A 19,606-nucleotide genomic window follows, 5' to 3' on the forward strand; every position below is an offset into this window, starting at 1 on the left:
CCGCGGAAAGCCGCTCGGGTGTCCGACGCCTGCGCATTCGCGATTTCCAGTATCTGAGCGACAGCGGCCGCGATTTCGGCGGCTATAATCTCGGCGCGGGATCGTGGGATACCGAGGTCGCGGTGCTCGCAAGCGCGATCGCCGACGAGTTCGCCATTCAGGCAGCGGCACAGAAAATCGCGGTCGATCACATCGCGGTCGAATTCACGAGCTATCCCGACGATCCCACGATCGAAAAGGCCCGCAAGGTCGCCTATCCCCGCAACCTGACCTATGTTGCCTATATCGACTCCAAGGCGACAGACGCCCAGCTTGCCGCGCTCCGCACTTCGGTCGAAAAGACATCGCCCGTTCTCAATCTGATCAGCGCGGGCTATCCGATCCCGCACGGCGAGATCATACTCAAGCCCAGCCCGGCGACGCACAACGCCGACCTGCCGCCGGGTCTGCGCGATTTCCTTGTCGAGAAGCGCGCCGCGACAAACGCGCCGCCGCCAATCCGCCCAAGCCCTATGCGCTGCGCGCGGTGACGACGGTCGAACCCGCGACGGGCATCCGCACGACCCGCACCGGCGAGGGCAATTTCCAGATCGTCCATGACAGCCGCAAGGAATTCGGCGGCTATCGCCTCGCCCCGACGGTCGAGGAACATCAGGTCGGCGTGCTTGGCACCTGCCTCACGCATATCTTCGAGATTCAGGCGGCGACGAGCAGGTGGTACTCGACAGCCTCGAAGTGCGGGTCGAGGGCAAGCTCACGCCGCGGATCGGCGCCGGTACGACGCAGCCGCCGCGATATCAGGATCTCAAATATACGGTCCATATCGAAAGCCCGGCGAGCGCCGCCGAGATCGATGGCCTTCGCCAGGCGGTCGAGGCGACCTGCCCCGTCTATAATTTGCTCAAGGATGGTCAGGCCGTGAAGGGCAGCGTCGTCCGCGGCCGTTATTCGGAAGGCCGCCAAGCCGGCCGCGTGAGGCATAGGCCTGGCAAATAGTCGAGGCCGGACCCGCTTCCGCGGGTCCGGTCAACGACAGATCAGACCGCATCGCGGTCCCGTCTCCATCCCGCGCAAAGCTCCTCTTCTGCAGGGGCTAGAAATGCTCGCTTTATTCTCTTCTGATTCAGTAGAGATTGTGCGTATCGCTGAACAACAGGAGGTGTCGACCATGTCCCTTCCGACGGCAGAGCGGCCATGACGGCACTCGACCTTGCCCGTTCCAGAACGGTGACCGCGCCGCTCAACTTTCTCCGCCCGATGACCGAACGGCCGGTCGCCTATCAGTTCGAGCCGCCTCCCGGCATACCGCTGCAGTCGGGGACCTATGACGCCCATGATATGACCATCGAGGACGGCCGGCCGCTGGCGCATAGCCTGACCCTCGACAGGTCGGGCTTCGCGCTTTTCCACGGCCCCGCGCGCTTCACGGCGTTCGACGATGAAGCGGCGATCCGCCGGCACTATTATGCGGAGGTCGAAGAGCAGCTGCGCAAGGCCACCGATGCCGAGTTCGTGCTCAACTTCGATCACAATGTCCGCAATGCCGCGCGCGCCGACGCGGGTGAGGCCGGCATCAAGGCGCCGGTCATCCGTACCCATAATGATTTCACCCACCGGTCGGGCCGCGACCGCGCCCAGCGCGAGCTTGCCGCGCGCGGCTATAATCCGGCGCATTGGCTCGGTGGCCGCTTCGCAATCGTCAATCTGTGGCGCCCGATCGCGCGTCCGGTCTTGCGGCATCCGCTCGCTCTATGCGACGCGCGATCGCTCGCGCGCGGCGATCTGGTGGTCACCGATCTCGTGTACCGGGACCGTGTCGGCGAAATCTACGCGATCGGTCACAGCGACGGCCAGCGCTGGTTCTATTTTCCGGAGCTTCGGCCCGACGAAGCGATCCTGATCAAAAGCTATGATTCGGACGAAAGCGGCGTGGCGCGCTTTTCACCGCACAGCGCCTTCGATGATCCGACGATCCCCGACGATGCCCCCCCGCGCGAGAGTATCGAGACACGCGCGCTGATATTCTACGGCTAGGCGATGACCATCGGCAGCGCCTTGGCCAAGGGACATCGGGCCTGACCATGACCCAGGCCCCCTCACCCCTCGTGCTGCGCGACCTGTCGGCCTGCTTCGAATGCAGCGCCGCGGCGGGCGGCGCGGCCCCGCGCGCGATGCGCATACTTGTCGCCGAACGGGATCGCGATCCGTCCGAACCGCAGGGTCGTCCTGCCGGACCGCAAACATCGGGCGACCTGTTCGCGCTTGGCCGCTTCTGGCCATGACAACCATCCTTCCCGGAGACTGATTTGACCCGCGAACGCCAGCTGCATCTGGGCGCCTTCATGCGCCCGATTTCGATCCACACCGGCGCCTGGCGCTATCCGGGCGCGGTGCCCGATGCCAATTTCAACTTCCCGCTCATCCGCCATCTCGCGCAGCGGCTCGAGGCGGCGAAGTTCGACGCCTTTTTCATGGCGGACCATCTCGCGGTCCTCAACATGCCGGTCGATGCGCTGAAGCGCAGCCATACGGTCACCTCGCTCGAACCTTTCACCTTGCTGTCGGCGCTCGCCGGCGCGACCGACAGGATCGGCCTCGTCGCCACCGCCTCGACGACCTTCGACGAACCTTATCATATCGCCCGCCGCTTCGCTTCGCTCGACCATATCAGCGGCGGCCGCGCGGGCTGGAACATCGTCACCACCGCCAATCCCGATGCCGCGCTCAACTTCGGCTATGACGACGAAATCGATCATGACGAACGCTACCGCAGGGCGCGCGAGTTCCACGACGTCGTGACCGGCCTGTGGGACAGCTTTGCCGACGACGCCTTTCCGCGCGACACCGCCACCGGCCTCTATTTCGATCCGGCGAAAATGCATGTGCTGGCGCACAAGGGCGACTATCTGTCGGTGCGCGGCCCGCTCAACATCGCAAGGCCGATCCAAGGCTGGCCGGTGATCGTCCAGGCGGGCGCGTCGGAGGCAGGACGCGACCTCGCTGCCGCCACCGCGGAGGTTATCTTCGCCGCCGAATCCTCGATCGAGCGCTCGCGCGATTTCCACGCCGATATCCGGCAGCGCATGACCGGGTACGGACGCGATCCGGACCTGCTGCGCGTTCTGCCGGCCGCCTTCGTCGTGGTGGGCGACACCGTCGAGGAAGCGCAGGCGAAACGCGCCCATCTCGACAGCCTCGTCCATTATGACAGTGGCATTCATTCACTCTCGGGCATGCTTGGGCATGACGTCTCGGTCTACGACCCCGATGGGCCGCTTCCGGACATCCCCGAAACCAACGCCAGTCAGAGTTCGCGGGCGCGTATCGTCGAGGCCGCGAGCCGCGAGAAGCTGACCATTCGCGAACTCGCCGCGCGCGCAGGCAGCTACAGCGGCCTCGCCTTCGTCGGTACGCCGAAGACGATTGCGGACGCAATGGAGGAATGGCTCGACACGCGCGCGTCCGACGGGTTCAATATCATGTTTCCCTATCTGCCGGCGGGCCTCGACGATTTCGTCGACCGCGTCGTTCCCGAGCTTCAGCGGCGCGGTATCTTTCGGAAGGATTATGCGGGCGTGACGCTCCGCGATCATTTGGGGCTACCCCGTCCGGAGAATCGCTTCTTCGCACAGCGCCGCGACGAAGGCGCGGAATAACAAGGCGCCGCAACGCCTACCTAAGCGTTGATTGCACAGGCTGCGGACCCTTCGCGGCCTGCAGCCTCCTCATAACTGTCATGGAGAGCAGCATAGTGGCCGCGCTTCGCGATCAACGCGTCATGCGTCCCGATCTCGCGCACTTCGCCTTCTTCGATCACGGCGATGCGGTGCGCCGCCCGTATCGTCTCCAGCCGGTGCGCGATGACGAGCGTGGTGCGCCCTTCGCTCAGCACCCGAAACGCTTGCTGGATGCGCCGCTCGGTGCTGACATCGATCGCCGAAGTCGCCTCATCGAGAACGAGTACGGACGGGTTCGCAAGATAGGCGCGGACAAGGCAGACGAGCTGGCGCTGCCCCTGGCTCAGCTGTCCACCGAGCGGTCCGACCTGGGTATCGTAGCCGTGCGGAAGCGATTGCAGGACGTCGTGCGCCCCGATCCGTGTCGCCGCCGCGATCAGTTCGGCGTCGCTGGCGCCCGGTTTGGCGAGGCGCAGATTGTCGAGCACCGTTCCGCCGAACAGCACATTGTCCTGGAGCACCACGCCGATATGGCTGCGCAGACTCTGTTCGGAAATCGTCCTAATATCGCACCCATCGAGCAACACCGCGCCCGCATCGACATCGTAGAAGCGCGTCAGCAACTGGACGAGCGTGCTTTTCCCATGACCGGTCGGCCCGACGATCGCGAGCAGTTCGCCCGGCGCGATAATGAGGTCGAGGTTCCGGATGACCGGGCGGCCCGGAAGATAACCGAAATGGACGCCGCGAAATTCGATCGCGCCCTCGACCGCCGGCAAGGTGACCGCGCCGTCGGCATCGACGATCTCGGGCGCGGTATCGAGAAGCAGGAAGATGCGCTGGGCGCAGGCGGTGCCATTGGCGAAGCGCTCGAAAAGATCGCTGAATTCCTGAAGCGGCGCGAGAAAGAGAAAGACGAAGAACAGGCTCTGCGTGAGCTCACCGAGGCTGAGCGTACCGAGCGCCACGCCGCGGCCGCCGATGATCAGCGTCAGCGCGAGCCCGGTGGTGGCGAGCAGCCCCGTGAAGGGCGCGAACCATCCGGAGCGCAAGTTACCCGAAATGAGCGAGCGGTTGAAGTCCTCGAGGAGCCCGCGATATTTGACGAGATTTTCCTTGTCGCGCCCCGACTGCTTGATCAGCCGCACCCCCGCGACCGTCTCGACCAGATGCGCCGTGAAGCGGCTGCGGTTTTCGGCGACGCGCGCCCAGCTGCGCTGCGATACGCGCTTGAACGCGAGGCTTGCGGCGATCAGGGCGACGACGACCAGCGCCAGCCCGGCGAGCAGGATCGGCGCGATGAGCCAAAGCAGAAACGCCGACAAAAGCAGGCGCAGGATCGCCGAGAGAAATTCGGGCGGCCCCTGGATCAGCAGCGGTTCGAGCGTGTCGACATCGCGGTCGGCACGCGCGATGATCCGTCCCGCCTTCGTCCGGTCGAAATATCCGACGCTAAGCGTCTGGACGTGCGCGAACACCCGCGCGCGCAGGTCGTTGAGCACGCGAATGGCCGCAATTCCCGCGTGATATTGCGACAAACCGCCCAGACCGAAGCGCAGCGCCCAGCTCGCGGCGAGGCCGAGGCATGCCCATGCGATCAGCGACGCGTCGACCGCGCCCTGGCGCAGGCCATGGTCGATGACGAGGCCGATGAGCAGCGGGCGCGCGAAGATGGCGAGCACCTGCATCAGCTCGATCCCGATCACCGCGGCGATCTGCCGCCGCACCGGGGCGACCAACGGCAGGAGGCGGCTCGCGACGCTCTGGCCGAGCTTGCGCTGCGAGAATTTCTCTTCGATCTCGATGTCGGACAGCGCGCTGTCGCCGCGAAATGCGTTCATCGCGTCACAGTCCCATCAGCGCGCGATAGGCCGCGCTCGCTTCGGCCAGCCGCTCGTGCGGGCCTTCGGCAACGATGCGGCCACCCGACAGGAGGACGACGCGATCGGCGATCCGCACGGTCGAAAGCCGGCTCGCGACGATCAGCATCGTGATCGGGCGCCCGCCGTCCCTTCGCAGACCGCGGATAGTATCGATCGCGCGGCGTTCGGTCCGCGCATCGAGCGCGCTGGTGGCGTCGTCGAGCACCAGTATATCCGCATCGGCAAGCAGCGCCCGCGCGAGACAGACGCGCTGGCGCTGCCCGCCCGACAGCGTCGCACCGCGGTCGCCGACGCGCGTATCGAGCCCGTCGGCTAGCCGCGCCAGAAGCTCGCCGGCGGCCGCCTTCTCAAGCGCCGCCTCCAGCTCTGCATCGCTCGCTTCGGGCGCGCAGAGCCGAAGGTTCGCCGCCAGCGTATCCGAAAACAGAAAGCTCTCTTGCGGCAGGACATGCACGCGGCGGCGCAGGTCGGCGAGATCCGTATCGCGGACATCGTGCCATCCCGCCGCGGCCGATCCGATTTCGACCGCGCCGGCATCGACCTCGACCAGCCGCGGCAGGAGTGCGGTGAGGATGCTCTTGCCCGACCCCGTCGCCCCGACCAGCGCGACGATCTCGCCCGGCGCGACCGAAAGGTCGAGATTGTGGAGCACCGCAGCGCCATCGCCGAGCGGCGACGCCGACACATGCGACAGGCGAAGGCCGAGCGGCCCCGCCGGCAGGCGCCGGTCGCCCGAATGGATCACGGGCTCGGCATCGAGCACGTCCCAGATGCGCGCGGCCGAAGCGCGGGCGTCGGCGATCACCTGCAAAAGACGCCCGATCCCCTCGATCCGGAGCACGAGATTGTTGACCACGAGCAGCGCGGCGACCAGTGCGCCGAGCCCGATCATATCGTGCGCGACCATCCACGCGCCGAAGCCCAGCACCCAGGCATGCGAGAGGGCAATGATGGCCTGCGGCAGCGGAACGCTCCGCGATGCGTGGCGGATCGCGGCGCGTGCCTCGGCGCGAAACAGGTCGACATGGCGGCGGAACCGCTCGGCGCGCGCCGGGCCCAGCGAGAAGGCCTTGATCACCCGGACGCCGTTGACGCCTTCGGAGAGATCCTGCGTCACCGCATCATAGGCATCGCCGATCCGCCGGTCGAGCGCGACCAATGTGTCGGCCTCCGACCAGAGTTTCGCGATGCCGGCGATCAGCAGGACAAGCGGCACCAGCGCGAGCCAGGGCGAATAGAAGAACAGCAGCCCCAGCGAGATGAGCACGATCAGCCCGGTCTCGAAAATCTGCCGCCAGAAGTTGATCAGCGCGTCGCGCACCTTGTCGGCATCGCGCGTCATGCGCGTCACCATCTCGCCGACGCCGTGCCGCCAATGATAGGCCAGATCGAGCCGCTGAATCTGGACCAGAATGCGCTGACGCAAGGTCGTGAGCAGTTCCTGCCCGATCGCGAGCGAGAGCAGCCCCGCGCCATATTGCACGGCGCTGCGCGCGAGCGCGAGGCCGATGAGCAGCGCGCCCCAGAACCAGGCGCGGTCATAATCGAGCGCCCCGCCCGAACCGACGGCGACGAGCGTCCCGTGCTGCGCTTCCTGTACCGCATGACCGAGCAGCACCTGCTGCGCGACGAGCGCGATATTGACCGCCGCGAGCAGGATCGCGGTCAGCAAGAAGCGTCCGGGCATCTCGCCATAAATGGCGAGACAGCGCAGCAACGGGCTACGCCGAAGGAACGCGCTTGCAGGCCTGCCCCCCGCTGCCATGCAAGCGCGCCCCGGTCCGCTCAGACGGCGATGGGCAAGGCACGCGCCGCATCGAGCGGCCGCGCATCGATCCACTGACGCACGTCGAAGCTTTCGGGAATGAAATTCCAGCGATGCAGGAAGTCGGTGAAATGCTGGATGCCGGCGATCGACTGTTCGGACAGATCGGTCTTCAGCCGTTTCTGTGCGTCTTCGCCATAAGCGATGCTGACCCAATATTCGCTGCTGTTGGTCTCGCGCGCGAGATAGCGGCGAACCTCGGACGGATGCGCCTGTGCCCAGGCCTCAGCGCGAAGCACCTGTTCGACGATCGTCACCGCGGCGTCGAAATGATTGTCGAGAAGATGCCCGTCGACCGCGAGTGTCCGCGGCGTGCCATTGTTCGCACGCACGAGCGGATCGGGATGGATGCCGGTGTCGATCACCGTCGTCAGTCCGAACTGATGGGCGATCTGCGCGCCCGATGCGCCTTTGAGGAAGATCGCATCGACCTCGCCGCGCAGCAGCGCGATGAGCTCCAGATTATTGGCGCGGGCGCGCGTCGTGCTGCGGCCGTTCCAGGCGAGCGTGCCGCCGACATTTTCCGCCTGCCCGTCACTATAGTGCGTGTCGATATCCTGGTCGACGATCTCGACGTCGGACACTTCGAGACCTTCGAGCCGCAAGGCGTTTTCAAGCCCGCGAAGCGCCTGCGCGCGGGTGAAGTCGATCTCGACAGTCTTCCAGTTGGGCAGGCCGAAGCGCCGTCCCTTGAGATCGCGCACCGAGGTGATGCCCGATTCGGGGCTCGCAAGGATCAACTGCGTCTCATCGGCCCAGGACAAGCCGATCACGCGCGTATCGCGCCCGCGCGCCTTCGCGCTGATCGCAGGGATATTGCCGCCGTGGCGAACCGAATTCTGCACCGTGTGCGAGAAATGGGATTCGCGCTTCGCAAAATCATTCGATTCGAGGAGCGACGAGAGGCTCGTGCCCTGATCGGCAAACGCCTGCTCCAGCCATCCTTGCTGCAACGCGATGCCGAGCCCGGTCGGGACCGGACAGCGCGTATACCAGAGCGTGTCGAGTTTCTGGCTCATGAACTATCTCCTCAGTTCGCGGGTTCGAGGGCGGGTGCGGCGACGCTTGCCGCGCGGGTGTTGGGATTTTCGGGGCGCGGTAAATTCAAATGATCGCGCAGCGTCGTGCCCTCATATTCAGTTCGGAACAGGCCGCGGCGCTGGAGTTCCGGCACCACCAGATCGACGAAATCCTCCAGTGAACTCGGGAGCAGCGGCGGGATCAGGTTGAACCCGTCGGCGGCATCGCGCTCGAACCAGTCCTGGATCTGGTCGGCGATGTCCTTGGGCGTGCCGAGCACGACGCGGTGGCCGCGAACCGCGTTGAAGCGGAGGAAGAGCTGGCGGATGGTCAGATTCTCGCGCCGCGCGAGCGCGGTGAGTTGGCGCCAGCGGCCCTTGCCATTTTCGGGTTCGGGCAGATCGGGCAGCGGGCCATCGAGCGGGTACGCACTCACATCCTGGCCCATAAGGTTGAGGTCGCCGCCGAAGTCGACCTTCTCTTCCAGCGCACCGAACTTGTCCTGCGCTTCCTGCAAGCTCGATCCGATGGTGTAGGAAAGGCCCGGCATGACCTTCAGCGTATCGGGATCGCGGCCGTAACCGGTGACGCGGCCCTTCACATCCTTGTAGAAGGCCTGCGCATCCTCGATGAACTGCGCCGCCGCATAGATCATCTCGGCATGGCGCGCGGCGAAATCGCGCCCGACCTCCGAATTGCCCGCCTGCGCGAAGACCGGATAGCCCTGGATCGGACGCGGCATGTCGAGAATCGAATCGATGTGATAATAGGGCCCGCGATAATGGACCGGATGGACCGCATCGGCGTTCAGATAGACCCCGCTCTCCTTGTCGGCGCTGTCGAAGGCGTCATCCTCCCAGCTGTTCCACAGCGCCTTGGCCAGCTCGGTGAAATCATGCGCGCGGGCATAGCGCTCGGCGTGCGTCGCGGGCTGATCGATGCCGAAACTTTTCGCGGCTCCATCGGCGAGCGACGACACGATATTCCAGCCGGTCCGGCCGCCGCTGATATGATCGAGCGAGGCGAAACGCCGCGCGAGCGCATAGGGCTGCTCGAAATTGGTGTTCACCGTCGCGACCAGCCCGATGTGGCTGGTGATGCTCGCCAGCGCCGCGATCGCGGTGAGCGGCTCGAAGTCGAGAAAGGCGTGCCGCCGCTCGATCCCCCGCGTGCTGTCGCCGCTCTGGCCGACGAAATCGGCGAAGAAGGCCGCATCGAGCTTGCCACGTTCGGCGGTGCGGACGAGATCGGCCCAATAGCCAAAATCGGGCTTGCCGGTGCTTGCGGTTCCGGGCTGGCGCCAGGCGCCGGGATGGTGGCCATGCCGCGTGAGAAAGACAGCCAGCGCGAGTTGGCGTTTATGTTGGCTCATGGGATCGCTCCGCAAAAAGGATGGGTCCGGCGCCCGCGGCTCCCTTGGAGCGCGGGACGCCGCGACGTCATTCGGCGGCCTGCACCGCCGCTTCGGGCAGATGGATCGTGCCGTCGTCGTCGACACGGGCGTCGGGCGGGACAAGCTTGCCCATCTTCCACTGCTGTTCGAGCACGCCGGGACCGAAGGGCCGCGAGCCGCCGAGCGCCGCGGCGAGGATCTGGAACTGCGCGCCTTCCTCGAGCAGCACGATCGTGTTGGCGAGATCGCGAATGCCCTTCCAGCTCCAGATCGTCGCGCCGCCATTGGCCTCGACGATGCCAGGCACTTCGCGGTCCTGCTCGATCGCGTCGAGGATGAAGTCGGGTTCGCCCTGGCGGCGGTTGATATAGACCGGAAGCTTCGCGGTGAAGCGGAAGCGGCGGTTCGGCACATAGAGCAGCGGCAGTTCCTGATGCGCCTGCGAATAGGCGCCGAGGTGTGGCGTATGAATGTGGCTGATCGCCTTGAAGTCGGGATATTTCTTGAAGATCTTGAGGTAGCGGGCTTCGCCGCCGGTCGCCTCGCCCCACAGGCGATTACCCTCGAAATCGATGACGCTGACGCGCGGCTTGTCGGGATCGTCTTCCCAAAGGCCGACATAGCTCAATGTCGCAATCTTCTCTTCGCCCGGGATACGGACCGCGAAACCCAGCGTGCCGCTCGCCGAGACGGTGCGGCTCTCGCGCAGCAGGCGAAAGGCGCGGCGCGCATCGTCGCTCGCCTGATTGATGAAGGCGATCGCCTCCGCGGACAGACCATTTGTATTGGACATGATTCAATTTCCTCCGGTTGAAAGGGTGGGATTGCGTTCGGCATTCAATTTGTAAGCCGCGTCCAGCGGTCGGCGATCGACCCAGTCCCCAAGCGCAAAATCGGCATCGAGGAAGCCGTGCGTGAACAGGAACCGCTTTTGCTGGTCGAGCAGCGCCAGCCGCTCGTCACCCAGTGTCGGATGCAAGCCTTCGTGGAGCCGCGCATAGGCCCGGTCGACCGAAGCGGCGCTGCCTTCGGTCTCATGCTCCAATATGTCGCGCAGGCGATTCGGCTGCGCCGCGACCCAGTCCGCCGCGCGGAGCGTCACGGCCAGAAAGCGGACCAGCAGATCGAAATGATCGTCGATCAGGCTCTGATGCACCGTGATCGGACGCGGGGTGCCGTTATTCACGCGGAAGCGCGGATCGGGCAGCGCGTCGAGATCGATCGCGACGACAAGTCCTGCCTCGCGCGCCTGATCGAGCGCGGCAGCGCCCTTCACATAAATGGCATCGACCCGGCCATCGGCGAGCGCCTCGATCGGCCACAGGCGCCCGACGCCGCTGCGGCGTCCCTCGCTGCGCGGCAACAGGTCGCGGCCGGCACCGCCGATATTGCGCAATCGGTCGGGCGTCTCGACCAGGGTCACATCGTCGAGCGTCAGTCCGGCAGACGCCAGCGCGCCCTTATAGCCCGCGAGCGACATGCCGCGCGCGATGCTGGTGCCGCGCACATGGTCCGGAATATCATTCTCGCTCCAGCCCGGGAGCGCCAAGCGCTTGCCTTCCAGGTCGGCGGCCGACGCGATGCCCGATCCGGGGCGCGCGAGGATCAGCTGGCTTTCCTCGATCCAGGTCAGGCCGACGAGCTTCGTCGGTTCGCGCTGGGCGCGCGCCGCGATGGCGAGCATGTTGCCGCCTTCGCGGATCAACGTCGGCAGGCGGTGGTCATAATGGTGGCGGCCGAGCTCGGATCCCGATTCCTGCAGCGTGCGGAGCGCGATCCCGTCGCTCTCGAAGGCCTCGGTCAGCCAGCCGAGCTTGTAGGCGATCCCCGTCGCGGTCGGCACCGGGCAGCGGGTGAACCATATTTCTTGCGGCAGCGTCGCCGCGCCGGAGCGCGGGGCTTGTTCGGGTTTCAACAGGGTCGACACGGATCGGCAGCTCCCGGCTCATTTCACGTCCGGTGATGAGCAAGAGCTATGCCAGTCGAAAATTCGGCTGAAATGCGACGTTCTTCACGAAACGCCCTGCCCGGCGCTGCGGCATATTGAACAGCGGCGCTGTTGGATTTGCAGCCGCCGCTTGCCTACCGTCAGATCATGCCGAGATTTTTGAGATGCGTGCGCACGACGTTGCGCGTCACGCCGAGGGCTTCGGCGGTCTTGATCTGGTTCTGGTTGGATTGCCGGAATGCCTCGGTCACCGTGAAGGCGACCAGCCGGTCGAGCAGGTTCGCATGGTCGCTCTTGATCAGGCGCCGTACGAAGGGCCGCATCGCATCCTCGAGCGAGCCTCCGGCGCCGTGGTCGAGTTCGCTCTCGCCGTCGTCGAGACCGAGATGCGCCGGCGAAATCCGGCCGTCCTCACAGACGAGCGTGCCGCGGTGGATGGCATTTTCAAGCTCGCGAATATTGCCCGGCCAATCGTGCTGGAACAGCGCTTCTTCGGCCGCGACGCTGAGGTCCAGGCGGCTGGCACGCACGCGCGCACCATAGACTTCGAGGAAGTGGCGCGCGAGCGGCAGGATGTCGGCGCGCCGTTCGCGTAGCGGAAGCAGCGAAATCGGGACGACCTGCAGCCGGTAATAGAGATCGGACCGGAAGCGGCCCTCCTTTACCGCCTGCTGAAGCTCGACATTGGTCGCCGCGATCACCCGCACGTCGAGCGGTATCGGTTTGCGCGATCCGAGCCGGACCACTTCGCGCTCCTGCAGAACGCGCAGCAGCTTCACCTGCAATGCGAGCGGCAGATCGCCCAGTTCATCGAGAAATAAGGTGCCGCCGTTTGCCGCCTCGAACCAGCCCGGACGGGCAACGGCCGCGCCGGTAAAGGCGCCCTTCTCATATCCGAAGAGCTCGCCCTCGATCATCGATTCGGAAAAGGCGCCGCAGTTGACCGCGACGAACGGCGTGTCGGCGCGGCTGCTGAGGCTATGGACATAGCGCGCGACCAGTTCCTTGCCCGTCCCGGTCTCGCCCATGATGAGCACATGCGCATCGCTCGGCGCGACGCGCGCGATCAGCGGAAGCAACGCGCGCGAGCGCGGATCGTTGAAAATGAGCGCGCGGGCACGGGGACCCACGGCATGGTGCGCGTCGCAATCATAGGCCAGCAGCGGCGGCCCGTCGCCCTTCGCGGCCGACATGAGCCCGACGTCCGCGGCGTGCGGAGTTCTTTCCGGTGAGGTGATTGTCATGCGCCCTCCGTGCCTCATTGCGAGGGCCTCAACGCATAACAGACAATTGTCATCTATTTTAGTAGAATTTAAATTCCTGCGGCTAGCTGAGCTTTCAGCGGGGTGGTCAGAGCGACGGCAGCGCGGCGGCGCGCCGTTCGATGACCGCTTCGAGCGGCGCGGCACAAATCCAGTCGTCGATCGCGACAGGTGATTCGAGAAAGCCATGAAGCCAGAGGAAGTCGGCCTGGATTTTCAGCATCTGGATCCGCTCGTACGAAAGGTCGGGATGGAGCGAGCGATGAAAATTGTTCCGGTAGGCGGTCTCGACGCCATTGATCCCCGCGAGCGTCTCGCTTGCGACGATGGCTTTCACCTCGGGCAGATTATGGGCGGCCCAGTCCGCCGCGCGGAGGCTCTGTTCGAGGAAGCGTTCGACCAGATCGGGATGGTGATCGATCATATGCTGGTGAACGACGATCGGCCGCGGCGTCCCGTTGTTCACACGGGCAAGGCGGCTCGGATAGGCATCGAGGTCGATCCCGATCTCTAGCCCCAGCCGGTGCGCGGCTTCTGCCGCGGCAGCGCCTTTCACATAGACCGCATCGACGCGGCCCGCGGCCAGCCACTCGAGACCGAGCCAGAGCCGGCGCATGCCCTCGGCGCTCGCCTGCTCGACCGGGGGCGCGGGGATTTCGACGAAACGGGCGTCGTCGAGGGTGAGGCCGCCGAGCGCCAGCGCACTCTTTATACCATGGAGCGCCATGCCGCGCGCGATGCTCTCGCCGCGCGTGCGTGCGTAGCCGGGAAGCGCGAAGCACAGTCCCTTGAGATCGGCCGGATCGAGAATGGCAGCGTCGCGACGCACCATGATCGCCTGGCGCTCGTCGATCCAGGTCAGGCCGATGACGCGGGTTGGCGCCCCCAGCGCGCGCGCCGCGAGGGCCTGGATGTTACCGCCCTCGCGAAAAAGGTGGCGCAGCTGATTTTCGGGATCGCTCTCGACCAGGTTCAGCCCCTGCTCCTGCACGCGCCCGACCGCGATGCCGTCGGGCGCAAAGGCCTCCGCCATCCAGCCCTTGGCCCATGCGATGCTCGAGGCGGCCGGCACGGGGCAGCGCGTGACCCACAGCTTGTCCAAACCAACCGGCGCTGCGCTCGAAGCCTTTCGTTTCGGCATCCAACCTCCCTATCCTGCCCAAATAGCGGCCCGAAGGCAGCAGCACCAGCCGGAACAGGCACTTGGCCACGCGTCCGCCATGCATGTCCGTCTGCTCGCAAAGCCCGTGCCAGACAGGCGGCGCAAAGGCTGGCTCGCCTGTTTCGGCCCTTCGCGCCCGTCCCCCTCGGCACGACCGCTTCATTTCGCGCAATCCGCACGGAAAAAGTGCGTCAAAATCAGCACCCCCGCAAGCGCCCGGACGAGGGGCGCCGCGCGTGCGCGCCAATCCAGCGGTTGGCACAGGCCATGCATGATGGAGCGAGAGCTTTTCGAACCGGCCGGAACAGGGAGCATTTCAGTGATAGCCAGCAGCAGGTCAGCCATCCTTCGTTTCGTCAAGCAAGGGCGCGCTGTGGTCGTCGCCGTTCTCGTCGGCGCCCTGCTCGCCGGTTGCAGCGCGGACAAACCGGATAACGGCAAGGTCTCGACGGTGACAATCGCATCGATCGCCTATCCCTATCAGGGCAAGCAGGTCTTCACCGGGCTGAACGGCGTGGTCGCCGATCAGGGCTGGCTCAAGGACCAGCTCGCCAAAAAGGGTATCGAGCTTGTCTTCACGCCCGTTTCGACCGCCGTCGGCGCGCCGGTGATCAACGAGGGCTTTTCGGGCAAGCGCATCGACTTCGCATCTTACGGCGACTTTCCGGCCGCTATCGCGGTCGCCGGAGGCGTACCGCTCAAGATCGTCGCGCCCGTCGGCCAGGGTCAGGACGTCTATCTTGTCGTGCGCAAGGGGCTGGCGGCGAAGAGCCTCGCCGACCTCAAGGGGAAGCGGATCGCGCTTCACCGCGGGCGGCCGTGGGAGCTTCCCTTCTCGAAGCTCGTCGACAGCAAGGGGCTGAAGCTCGAGGACTTCAAGATCGTCAACATCAATCCGGCGGCGACACCCGCGGCGCTGGAGTCGGCAAGCGTCGACGCCGCCGTGCTCCTCTCCGACGGGCTGCTGGTCGAGCAAAAGGGCATCGCCCGCGTCCTCTGGTCGACGCGCGAAGCGCCCGCCGACTGGAAAATGCGCGCCGAGCTGTTCGCCCGCAAGGATTTCGTCGATGCGAATCCCGAGCTCACGCAGTTGGTCGTCGAAGCCTATGTCCGCGCCGCCGCCTGGTCGTCGGACGAGGCCAACAAGGCCGCGGTCATCCGCAACGCCGCGCGCGGCGCGCTGCCGGTCGAGATCGTCGAGAGGGATTATGCCAATTCCAATATTCCGTGGCGCGAGCGCTTCTCGCCGCTCTACAGCCCGGCGCTGCGCACCCACTATCACTCGGTCGCCGACTATGCGTTCGAGCGCGGCTTGATCCGGAGCAGGGTCGATGCCGACGCACTGTTCGACGACCGCTTCGTCACCAAGGCGCTGACCGACCTCAAGCTCGAGGATTTCTGGGCCCGGCCCGCGAAGGACGCGGGCTGATGACAAGCCGGGCCGCCGATCTCCTGCCTCCCGTCCGGCCGCGCCGTGCATTCCAGCTGAGCGGCCTGCCGGTCGGCGCCCTTCTTGCGCCCCTCCTGCTGCTTGGCCTCTGGCAGCTCCTCTGCCTTAGCGGGGTCTTCCCGCCGCAGGTGCTTGTTCCGCCGAGCGGGGTCGCGCGAACGCTTGAGGAGATGGCGCTGTCGGGCGAGCTTCAGCGGCATCTCGGCGACAGTATGCGCCGCCTTCTGCTGGGCTTTGCGATCGGCGCCGCGGCTGGCATGGCGTTCGGCGTGACGATCGCGCTCTCGCGGCTCGCCGAGGCAGCGCTGTCGCCGCTTTTCCTGACGCTGTGGCAAGTCCCGGTGATCGCCTTTGTGCCGATGATGGTGATGTTCCTCGGCATCGACGAGCCCTTCAAGCTCGCGGTCGTGGCGATCGCGGCTTTCTTTCCGATGGCGCTGGCTACGTTCGACGGGATCCGCGGCGTACCGAAAAGCTGGTTCGAGGTCGCGAAAGTCTATCGGCTGAGCCTGTTCCAGCTGATCCGCCGCATCCTCCTCCCGGCGACGGTGCCCGCCGTGCTGACAGGCCTTCGCGTGTCGCTGACCCGCGCCTGGGTGGTGCTGGTCGCGGCCGAGCTGCTCGCCGCCGACAGCGGCCTTGGCCAGATGATGGAGATGGGGCGCCAGCTGTTCCAGATCGACGTCGTGCTGGCCGGCGTCATCGTCACCGGCCTCGTCGGTTTCCTCCTCGATCGCGGCGCGCGCTGGGTCGAGAGCCACGCGACGCGCTGGAGAGCCGCATGACTGGCTGGCTCACCCGCTTTCCCGTCCGGGTTGCGATCGGCCTTGTCGCCCCCGCGCTGCTGATCGTCTTGTGGCAATGGCAGACGAGCGAACATATCGTCACCTTCGCTCCGCCCGCGGCGGTGGGCACCGCGCTGCTCGACCTCATCCGCAGCGGAGACCTCGCCCGCGATACGCTCGCGACCCTAAAGCGCGCCTTCACCGGGCTTGCGATCGGGGTGCCGCTCGGGGTCGCGGTCGGTATCGCGATGGGCATCTGGAAACCGATCGACCGGCTGGTCGGCCCGCTTCTTCACGCGCTGCGGCAGGTTCCGATGATCGGCTGGCTGCCGCTGATGGGCCTGTGGTTCGGCATGGGGGCGACAACCGAACTCGCAGTCGTCGGCATGTCCTCCTTTTTCCCGTCGATGCTCAACAGTCATGCCGGCGTCGCGCAGGTCGAGAAGCGCTATATCGAGGTCGGCGGCATCTTCCGCTTCTCGGTCGCGCAGCGCATCCGTTACATCCTGCTTCCGGGCGCGATGCCGCTCGTCCTCACCGGCATCACGCAGGCGCTGGCCTTCGCCTGGATCGCGACGATCGGCACCGAGCTGCTCACCGGCGCCAATGCCGGCCTCGGCGTCGCGATGCAGCTCGCACAGGTCCAGCAGCGGCTCGACATCATGCTCGTCATCATCGGCGTCACCGCCGCGCTCGGTTTCACCATCAACCAGCTGTTCCGCCAGCTCCGCCAGTCGCTGCTGCGCTGGCAACCCTCGGTCTGAAGATCAGGAGACATGTCTTGAGTGCCCACCCCCACGCCCGCGAAGACAAGCCCCCCCAATCGGTCCAGCACGGCGCGCTCAGCGTTCGCGATCTCGACAAGAGCTTCCAGATCGGCGGCCGGCCGCACAAGGTGCTCGACGGCATCAACCTCGACGTCCGTCCGGGCGAGTTCGTCAGCATCGTCGGCGCGTCGGGCTGCGGCAAGTCAACGCTGCTCCGCCTGATCGTCGGCCTCGACACCGATTACAGCGGCGAACTTCGCCTCGATGGCGAGCGGATCGCGACGACCAGCCTCGATCGCGGCATCATCTTTCAGGACCACCGGCTGTTCCCGTGGATGACGCTCGAACAGAATGTCGAGCTTGCGCTGCTCAACACCGACACGCCGAAGGACCGGCGCGCGAAGATCGTCGCCGACCATATCGCGCTCGTCAATCTTACCGGGTTCGAGAAGGCCTATCCGCACCAGCTGTCGGGCGGCATGGCGCAGCGCGCGGCGATTGCGCGCGCGCTCGTTACCGAGCCGCGGCTGCTGCTGCTCGACGAGCCGCTCGGCGCGCTCGACGCTCTGACGCGCGTCCATGTCCAGAACGAACTCCAGCGCATCTGGATGGCGCAGCGCTCGACGATGGTGATGGTCACGCACGATGTCGAGGAAGCGCTGTATCTCGGCGACCGGGTGATCGTGATGTCACCCAACCCGGGCCGCATTCGCCGCATCGTCGATGTCGACCTGCCCCACCCGCGCGACCGCCGCTCGCCGCTGCTGCATCGGCTGAAAGACGAGATTCTCGCTGAGCTGACTTCAGGCGCCGACGCCGACGCCGCCGACAATCTTGTTCACCTGCCAAGCCGGGAGCCCCGCTAATGAGCCGCATTTCCGATCACCCCGTCGATGCCCTGTTCACCGACCGCTGGTCGCCGCGCAGCTTCACCGGCGAGCCGGTGCCCGACGCCGTCCTGCAAAGCGCGTTCGAGGCGGCCCGTTGGGCGCCCTCGGCCTCGAACGCCCAGCCCTGGCGATTTCTTGTCGCGCGGCCCGGCGATGCGGCATGGGACGGCTTCCTCCAACTGCTGATGACGAAGAACCAGCTTTGGGCCGCTCGCGCCTCGGCACTGATCCTCATTCTCTCGGCGCTAAAGCTGGAACGCGGCGGCGCCGTCGTCGACAACAGCTCGCACAGCTTCGACGCCGGCGCGGCATGGACGAACTTCGCGCATCAGGCGCTGCTGCTCGGCTGGCACACGCACGGCATCGGCGGCTTCGATCGCGCCGCCGCGCGCACGCGCCTCGGCATATCTTATGATTATGAGATCGAGGCCTTTGTTGCACTCGGGCGCAAGGGCGAACTCGAAGACCTCGATCCGCAATTCCACGCCGCCGAAGTCCCCAACGGCCGCCGCCCACTCAGCGAAACGGTTTTTGCCGGATCACTCGGCACGCCAGCCTTCGCGCAAGAAAGGAATGCCGCATGACGCTCGCTATTCACTGGCGGCTCGATCCCGCCGCCGATCGCCAGCGTTCCGAACCTGGCCTGCAACCGCCCTTGCCCGACTTCATCCGCGACCGCCGGGCGGCGAACCGGAACCGCTTCGACTATTATGTCCAGGTTGCCGAGGCCGCAGCGCAAACCGCGTTCGATGGGCTTTTCATCCGGCATCGTATCCAGTCGGACGAAAGCCGGATCATCGCCGCGGTCGTGGCGCGCGCCGTACCGCGGCTCCATATCATCCCAGAATTTCCAGCCTCGGTCGGTTCGGCGGTGTACGCCGCCAAGCAGGCAACAACCTTTCAGCGCGGAACGCAGGGTCGGCTCGGCTGGGCGATCGCGCCCGACGCCGATCATATCGGCCGCGAGCGCGAGAGCGATCCGCTCGGCGACGAGGAATTGAGCGAACGGCTCGACGAGTTTCTGACCGTTGCGCGCGGCGTGCATGAACAAAGGCCGTTCAGCTTCAAGGGCCGATATTTCGAGGTGCAGAACGGCGGCTTCGAGGCGCCGTTGACACGCTTCGCCTTTCCGCGGGTCTATTTGCAGGGCGAAGATGATGAGGCGTTGGCGCTCTCGGCCCGCCATGCGGACGTGCACCTGTTCCGCCCGGCGACGGCCGCCGAACTGGCAGACAGTGTTGCGCGGCTGGGCGAACTCGCCGCGGCCGAAGGGCGCCGCGTTGCCGCGGGACTGATCCAGCCGCTCCTGACGCGCGGCGATGCCGGACAGGCCGCCGACGACGCATCTGGGCAAACGCTGCCCCCCGGCGCGCTGGTGGGAAGCTATGACCAGGCGGCGGAACAGCTCGCGCGCCATGCCGATGCGGGAATAGCCGAATTCGTCCTGAGCGCCGCGCCCGGCCTCGAGGAAGCGTATCGCACCGGGCAGGAAGTGCTGCCGCGGCTCCGTGCGCTCACGGCGCGCGCCCGCAAGGCGGCATAGG

General features: G+C 66.0%; 20 protein-coding genes. 11 read left to right on the forward strand and 9 right to left on the reverse strand.

Annotation, left to right across the window (positions count from 1 at the left end; genetic code table 11):
• Nucleotides 1-122 precede the first annotated feature (122 nt).
• The 5 genes from FHR22_RS15890 (at nt 123) to FHR22_RS15910 (ending at nt 3,656) form a co-directional block, all read left to right on the forward strand.
• Nucleotides 123-530: a hypothetical protein gene (locus tag FHR22_RS15890; RefSeq protein WP_166944578.1), complete on the forward strand. Its 408-nt coding sequence runs from the start codon at nt 123-125 to the stop codon at nt 528-530.
• A 184-nt stretch (nt 531-714) separates the two neighbouring features.
• Nucleotides 715-996, forward strand: coding sequence for an OsmC family protein (locus FHR22_RS15895; RefSeq protein ID WP_166944580.1), 282 nt, complete (start codon nt 715-717; stop codon nt 994-996).
• A 198-nt stretch (nt 997-1,194) separates the two neighbouring features.
• Entirely contained in the window at nt 1,195-2,034 is an 840-nt protein-coding gene (locus tag FHR22_RS15900; protein WP_166944582.1) for a CmcJ/NvfI family oxidoreductase, read from the forward strand.
• A 47-nt stretch (nt 2,035-2,081) separates the two neighbouring features.
• Entirely contained in the window at nt 2,082-2,282 is a 201-nt protein-coding gene (locus tag FHR22_RS15905) for a hypothetical protein (protein ID WP_166944584.1), read from the forward strand.
• A gap of 24 nt (nt 2,283-2,306) precedes the next feature.
• On the forward strand, nt 2,307-3,656 hold the full coding sequence (locus FHR22_RS15910) for an LLM class flavin-dependent oxidoreductase (protein ID WP_166944586.1): 1,350 nt from the start codon (nt 2,307-2,309) through the stop codon (nt 3,654-3,656).
• Between the two features lie 20 nt (nt 3,657-3,676).
• On the opposite strand, the gene FHR22_RS15915 is transcribed toward FHR22_RS15910, so the two are convergent.
• The 9 genes from FHR22_RS15915 to FHR22_RS15955 form a co-directional block, all read right to left on the reverse strand.
• Nucleotides 3,677-5,518: an ABC transporter ATP-binding protein gene (locus tag FHR22_RS15915; protein ID WP_166944588.1), complete on the reverse strand. Its 1,842-nt coding sequence runs from the start codon at nt 5,516-5,518 to the stop codon at nt 3,677-3,679.
• A 4-nt stretch (nt 5,519-5,522) separates the two neighbouring features.
• On the reverse strand, nt 5,523-7,247 hold the full coding sequence (locus FHR22_RS15920; RefSeq protein WP_243853759.1) for an ABC transporter ATP-binding protein: 1,725 nt from the start codon (nt 7,245-7,247) through the stop codon (nt 5,523-5,525).
• Nucleotides 7,248-7,345: 98 nt separating this feature from the next.
• A complete protein-coding gene (locus tag FHR22_RS15925) occupies nt 7,346-8,404 on the reverse strand; it encodes an ABC transporter substrate-binding protein (protein ID WP_166944592.1) in 1,059 nt (352 codons plus the stop codon).
• Between the two features lie 11 nt (nt 8,405-8,415).
• Entirely contained in the window at nt 8,416-9,777 is a 1,362-nt protein-coding gene (locus FHR22_RS15930) for an LLM class flavin-dependent oxidoreductase (protein ID WP_166944594.1), read from the reverse strand.
• 67 nt (nt 9,778-9,844) lie between these two features.
• Complete coding sequence (locus FHR22_RS15935; RefSeq protein ID WP_166944596.1) at nt 9,845-10,591, reverse strand: class II aldolase/adducin family protein; 747 nt, start codon at nt 10,589-10,591, stop codon at nt 9,845-9,847.
• 3 nt (nt 10,592-10,594) lie between these two features.
• Nucleotides 10,595-11,725, reverse strand: a complete 1,131-nt coding sequence (locus tag FHR22_RS15940) for an ABC transporter substrate-binding protein (RefSeq protein WP_341786639.1) — start codon at nt 11,723-11,725, stop codon at nt 10,595-10,597.
• A gap of 161 nt (nt 11,726-11,886) precedes the next feature.
• Nucleotides 11,887-12,990 (reverse strand): sigma-54 interaction domain-containing protein, encoded by a 1,104-nt coding sequence (locus FHR22_RS15945; RefSeq protein WP_243853760.1) that lies wholly within the window; start codon nt 12,988-12,990, stop codon nt 11,887-11,889.
• Between the two features lie 106 nt (nt 12,991-13,096).
• On the reverse strand, nt 13,097-14,149 hold the full coding sequence (locus FHR22_RS15950) for an ABC transporter substrate-binding protein (RefSeq protein ID WP_166944598.1): 1,053 nt from the start codon (nt 14,147-14,149) through the stop codon (nt 13,097-13,099).
• Nucleotides 14,150-14,329: 180 nt separating this feature from the next.
• Nucleotides 14,330-14,515, reverse strand: coding sequence for a hypothetical protein (locus FHR22_RS15955; protein WP_166943985.1), 186 nt, complete (start codon nt 14,513-14,515; stop codon nt 14,330-14,332).
• A gap of 28 nt (nt 14,516-14,543) precedes the next feature.
• Between FHR22_RS15955 and FHR22_RS15960 the strand changes: the two genes are divergently transcribed.
• From FHR22_RS15960 to FHR22_RS15985, 6 genes are read left to right on the forward strand one after another with little or no spacing between them, the layout of a single operon-like run.
• Complete coding sequence (locus FHR22_RS15960; protein WP_341786640.1) at nt 14,544-15,599, forward strand: ABC transporter substrate-binding protein; 1,056 nt, start codon at nt 14,544-14,546, stop codon at nt 15,597-15,599.
• A complete protein-coding gene (locus FHR22_RS15965; RefSeq protein ID WP_166944600.1) occupies nt 15,599-16,405 on the forward strand; it encodes an ABC transporter permease in 807 nt (268 codons plus the stop codon). Before FHR22_RS15960 ends, FHR22_RS15965 begins: the two co-directional genes overlap by 1 nt.
• Nucleotides 16,402-17,169, forward strand: a complete 768-nt coding sequence (locus FHR22_RS15970) for an ABC transporter permease (protein WP_166944602.1) — start codon at nt 16,402-16,404, stop codon at nt 17,167-17,169. The genes FHR22_RS15965 and FHR22_RS15970 overlap by 4 nt, the downstream gene beginning before the upstream one ends.
• 17 nt (nt 17,170-17,186) lie before the next feature.
• On the forward strand, nt 17,187-18,038 hold the full coding sequence (locus FHR22_RS15975) for an ABC transporter ATP-binding protein (RefSeq protein ID WP_166944604.1): 852 nt from the start codon (nt 17,187-17,189) through the stop codon (nt 18,036-18,038).
• Entirely contained in the window at nt 18,038-18,646 is a 609-nt protein-coding gene (locus FHR22_RS15980; RefSeq protein ID WP_166944606.1) for a nitroreductase family protein, read from the forward strand. The genes FHR22_RS15975 and FHR22_RS15980 overlap by 1 nt, the downstream gene beginning before the upstream one ends.
• A complete protein-coding gene (locus FHR22_RS15985) occupies nt 18,643-19,605 on the forward strand; it encodes an LLM class flavin-dependent oxidoreductase (RefSeq protein ID WP_166944608.1) in 963 nt (320 codons plus the stop codon). Before FHR22_RS15980 ends, FHR22_RS15985 begins: the two co-directional genes overlap by 4 nt.
• Nucleotide 19,606 lies beyond the last annotated feature (1 nt).

This window comes from Sphingopyxis panaciterrae, assembly GCF_011762125.1.
Classification (GTDB): domain Bacteria; phylum Pseudomonadota; class Alphaproteobacteria; order Sphingomonadales; family Sphingomonadaceae; genus Sphingopyxis; species Sphingopyxis panaciterrae.

Bases quoted from the DNA above. Each gene is read 5' to 3' on its own strand.
- FHR22_RS15900 (WP_166944582.1), top strand. From the start codon at position 1,195: ATGACGGCACTCGACCTTGCCCGTTCCAGAACGGTGACCGCGCCGCTC.
- FHR22_RS15905 (WP_166944584.1), top strand. From the start codon at position 2,082: ATGACCCAGGCCCCCTCACCCCTCGTGCTGCGCGACCTGTCGGCCTGC.
- FHR22_RS15915 (WP_166944588.1), bottom strand. From the start codon at position 5,518: ATGAACGCATTTCGCGGCGACAGCGCGCTGTCCGACATCGAGATCGAA.
- FHR22_RS15920 (WP_243853759.1), bottom strand. From the start codon at position 7,247: ATGCCCGGACGCTTCTTGCTGACCGCGATCCTGCTCGCGGCGGTCAAT.
- FHR22_RS15925 (WP_166944592.1), bottom strand. From the start codon at position 8,404: ATGAGCCAGAAACTCGACACGCTCTGGTATACGCGCTGTCCGGTCCCG.
- FHR22_RS15930 (WP_166944594.1), bottom strand. From the start codon at position 9,777: ATGAGCCAACATAAACGCCAACTCGCGCTGGCTGTCTTTCTCACGCGG.
- FHR22_RS15935 (WP_166944596.1), bottom strand. From the start codon at position 10,591: ATGTCCAATACAAATGGTCTGTCCGCGGAGGCGATCGCCTTCATCAAT.
- FHR22_RS15945 (WP_243853760.1), bottom strand. From the start codon at position 12,990: ATGACAATCACCTCACCGGAAAGAACTCCGCACGCCGCGGACGTCGGG.
- FHR22_RS15950 (WP_166944598.1), bottom strand. From the start codon at position 14,149: ATGCCGAAACGAAAGGCTTCGAGCGCAGCGCCGGTTGGTTTGGACAAG.
- FHR22_RS15955 (WP_166943985.1), bottom strand. From the start codon at position 14,515: ATGGCTGACCTGCTGCTGGCTATCACTGAAATGCTCCCTGTTCCGGCC.
- FHR22_RS15965 (WP_166944600.1), top strand. From the start codon at position 15,599: ATGACAAGCCGGGCCGCCGATCTCCTGCCTCCCGTCCGGCCGCGCCGT.
- FHR22_RS15970 (WP_166944602.1), top strand. From the start codon at position 16,402: ATGACTGGCTGGCTCACCCGCTTTCCCGTCCGGGTTGCGATCGGCCTT.
- FHR22_RS15980 (WP_166944606.1), top strand. From the start codon at position 18,038: ATGAGCCGCATTTCCGATCACCCCGTCGATGCCCTGTTCACCGACCGC.
- FHR22_RS15985 (WP_166944608.1), top strand. From the start codon at position 18,643: ATGACGCTCGCTATTCACTGGCGGCTCGATCCCGCCGCCGATCGCCAG.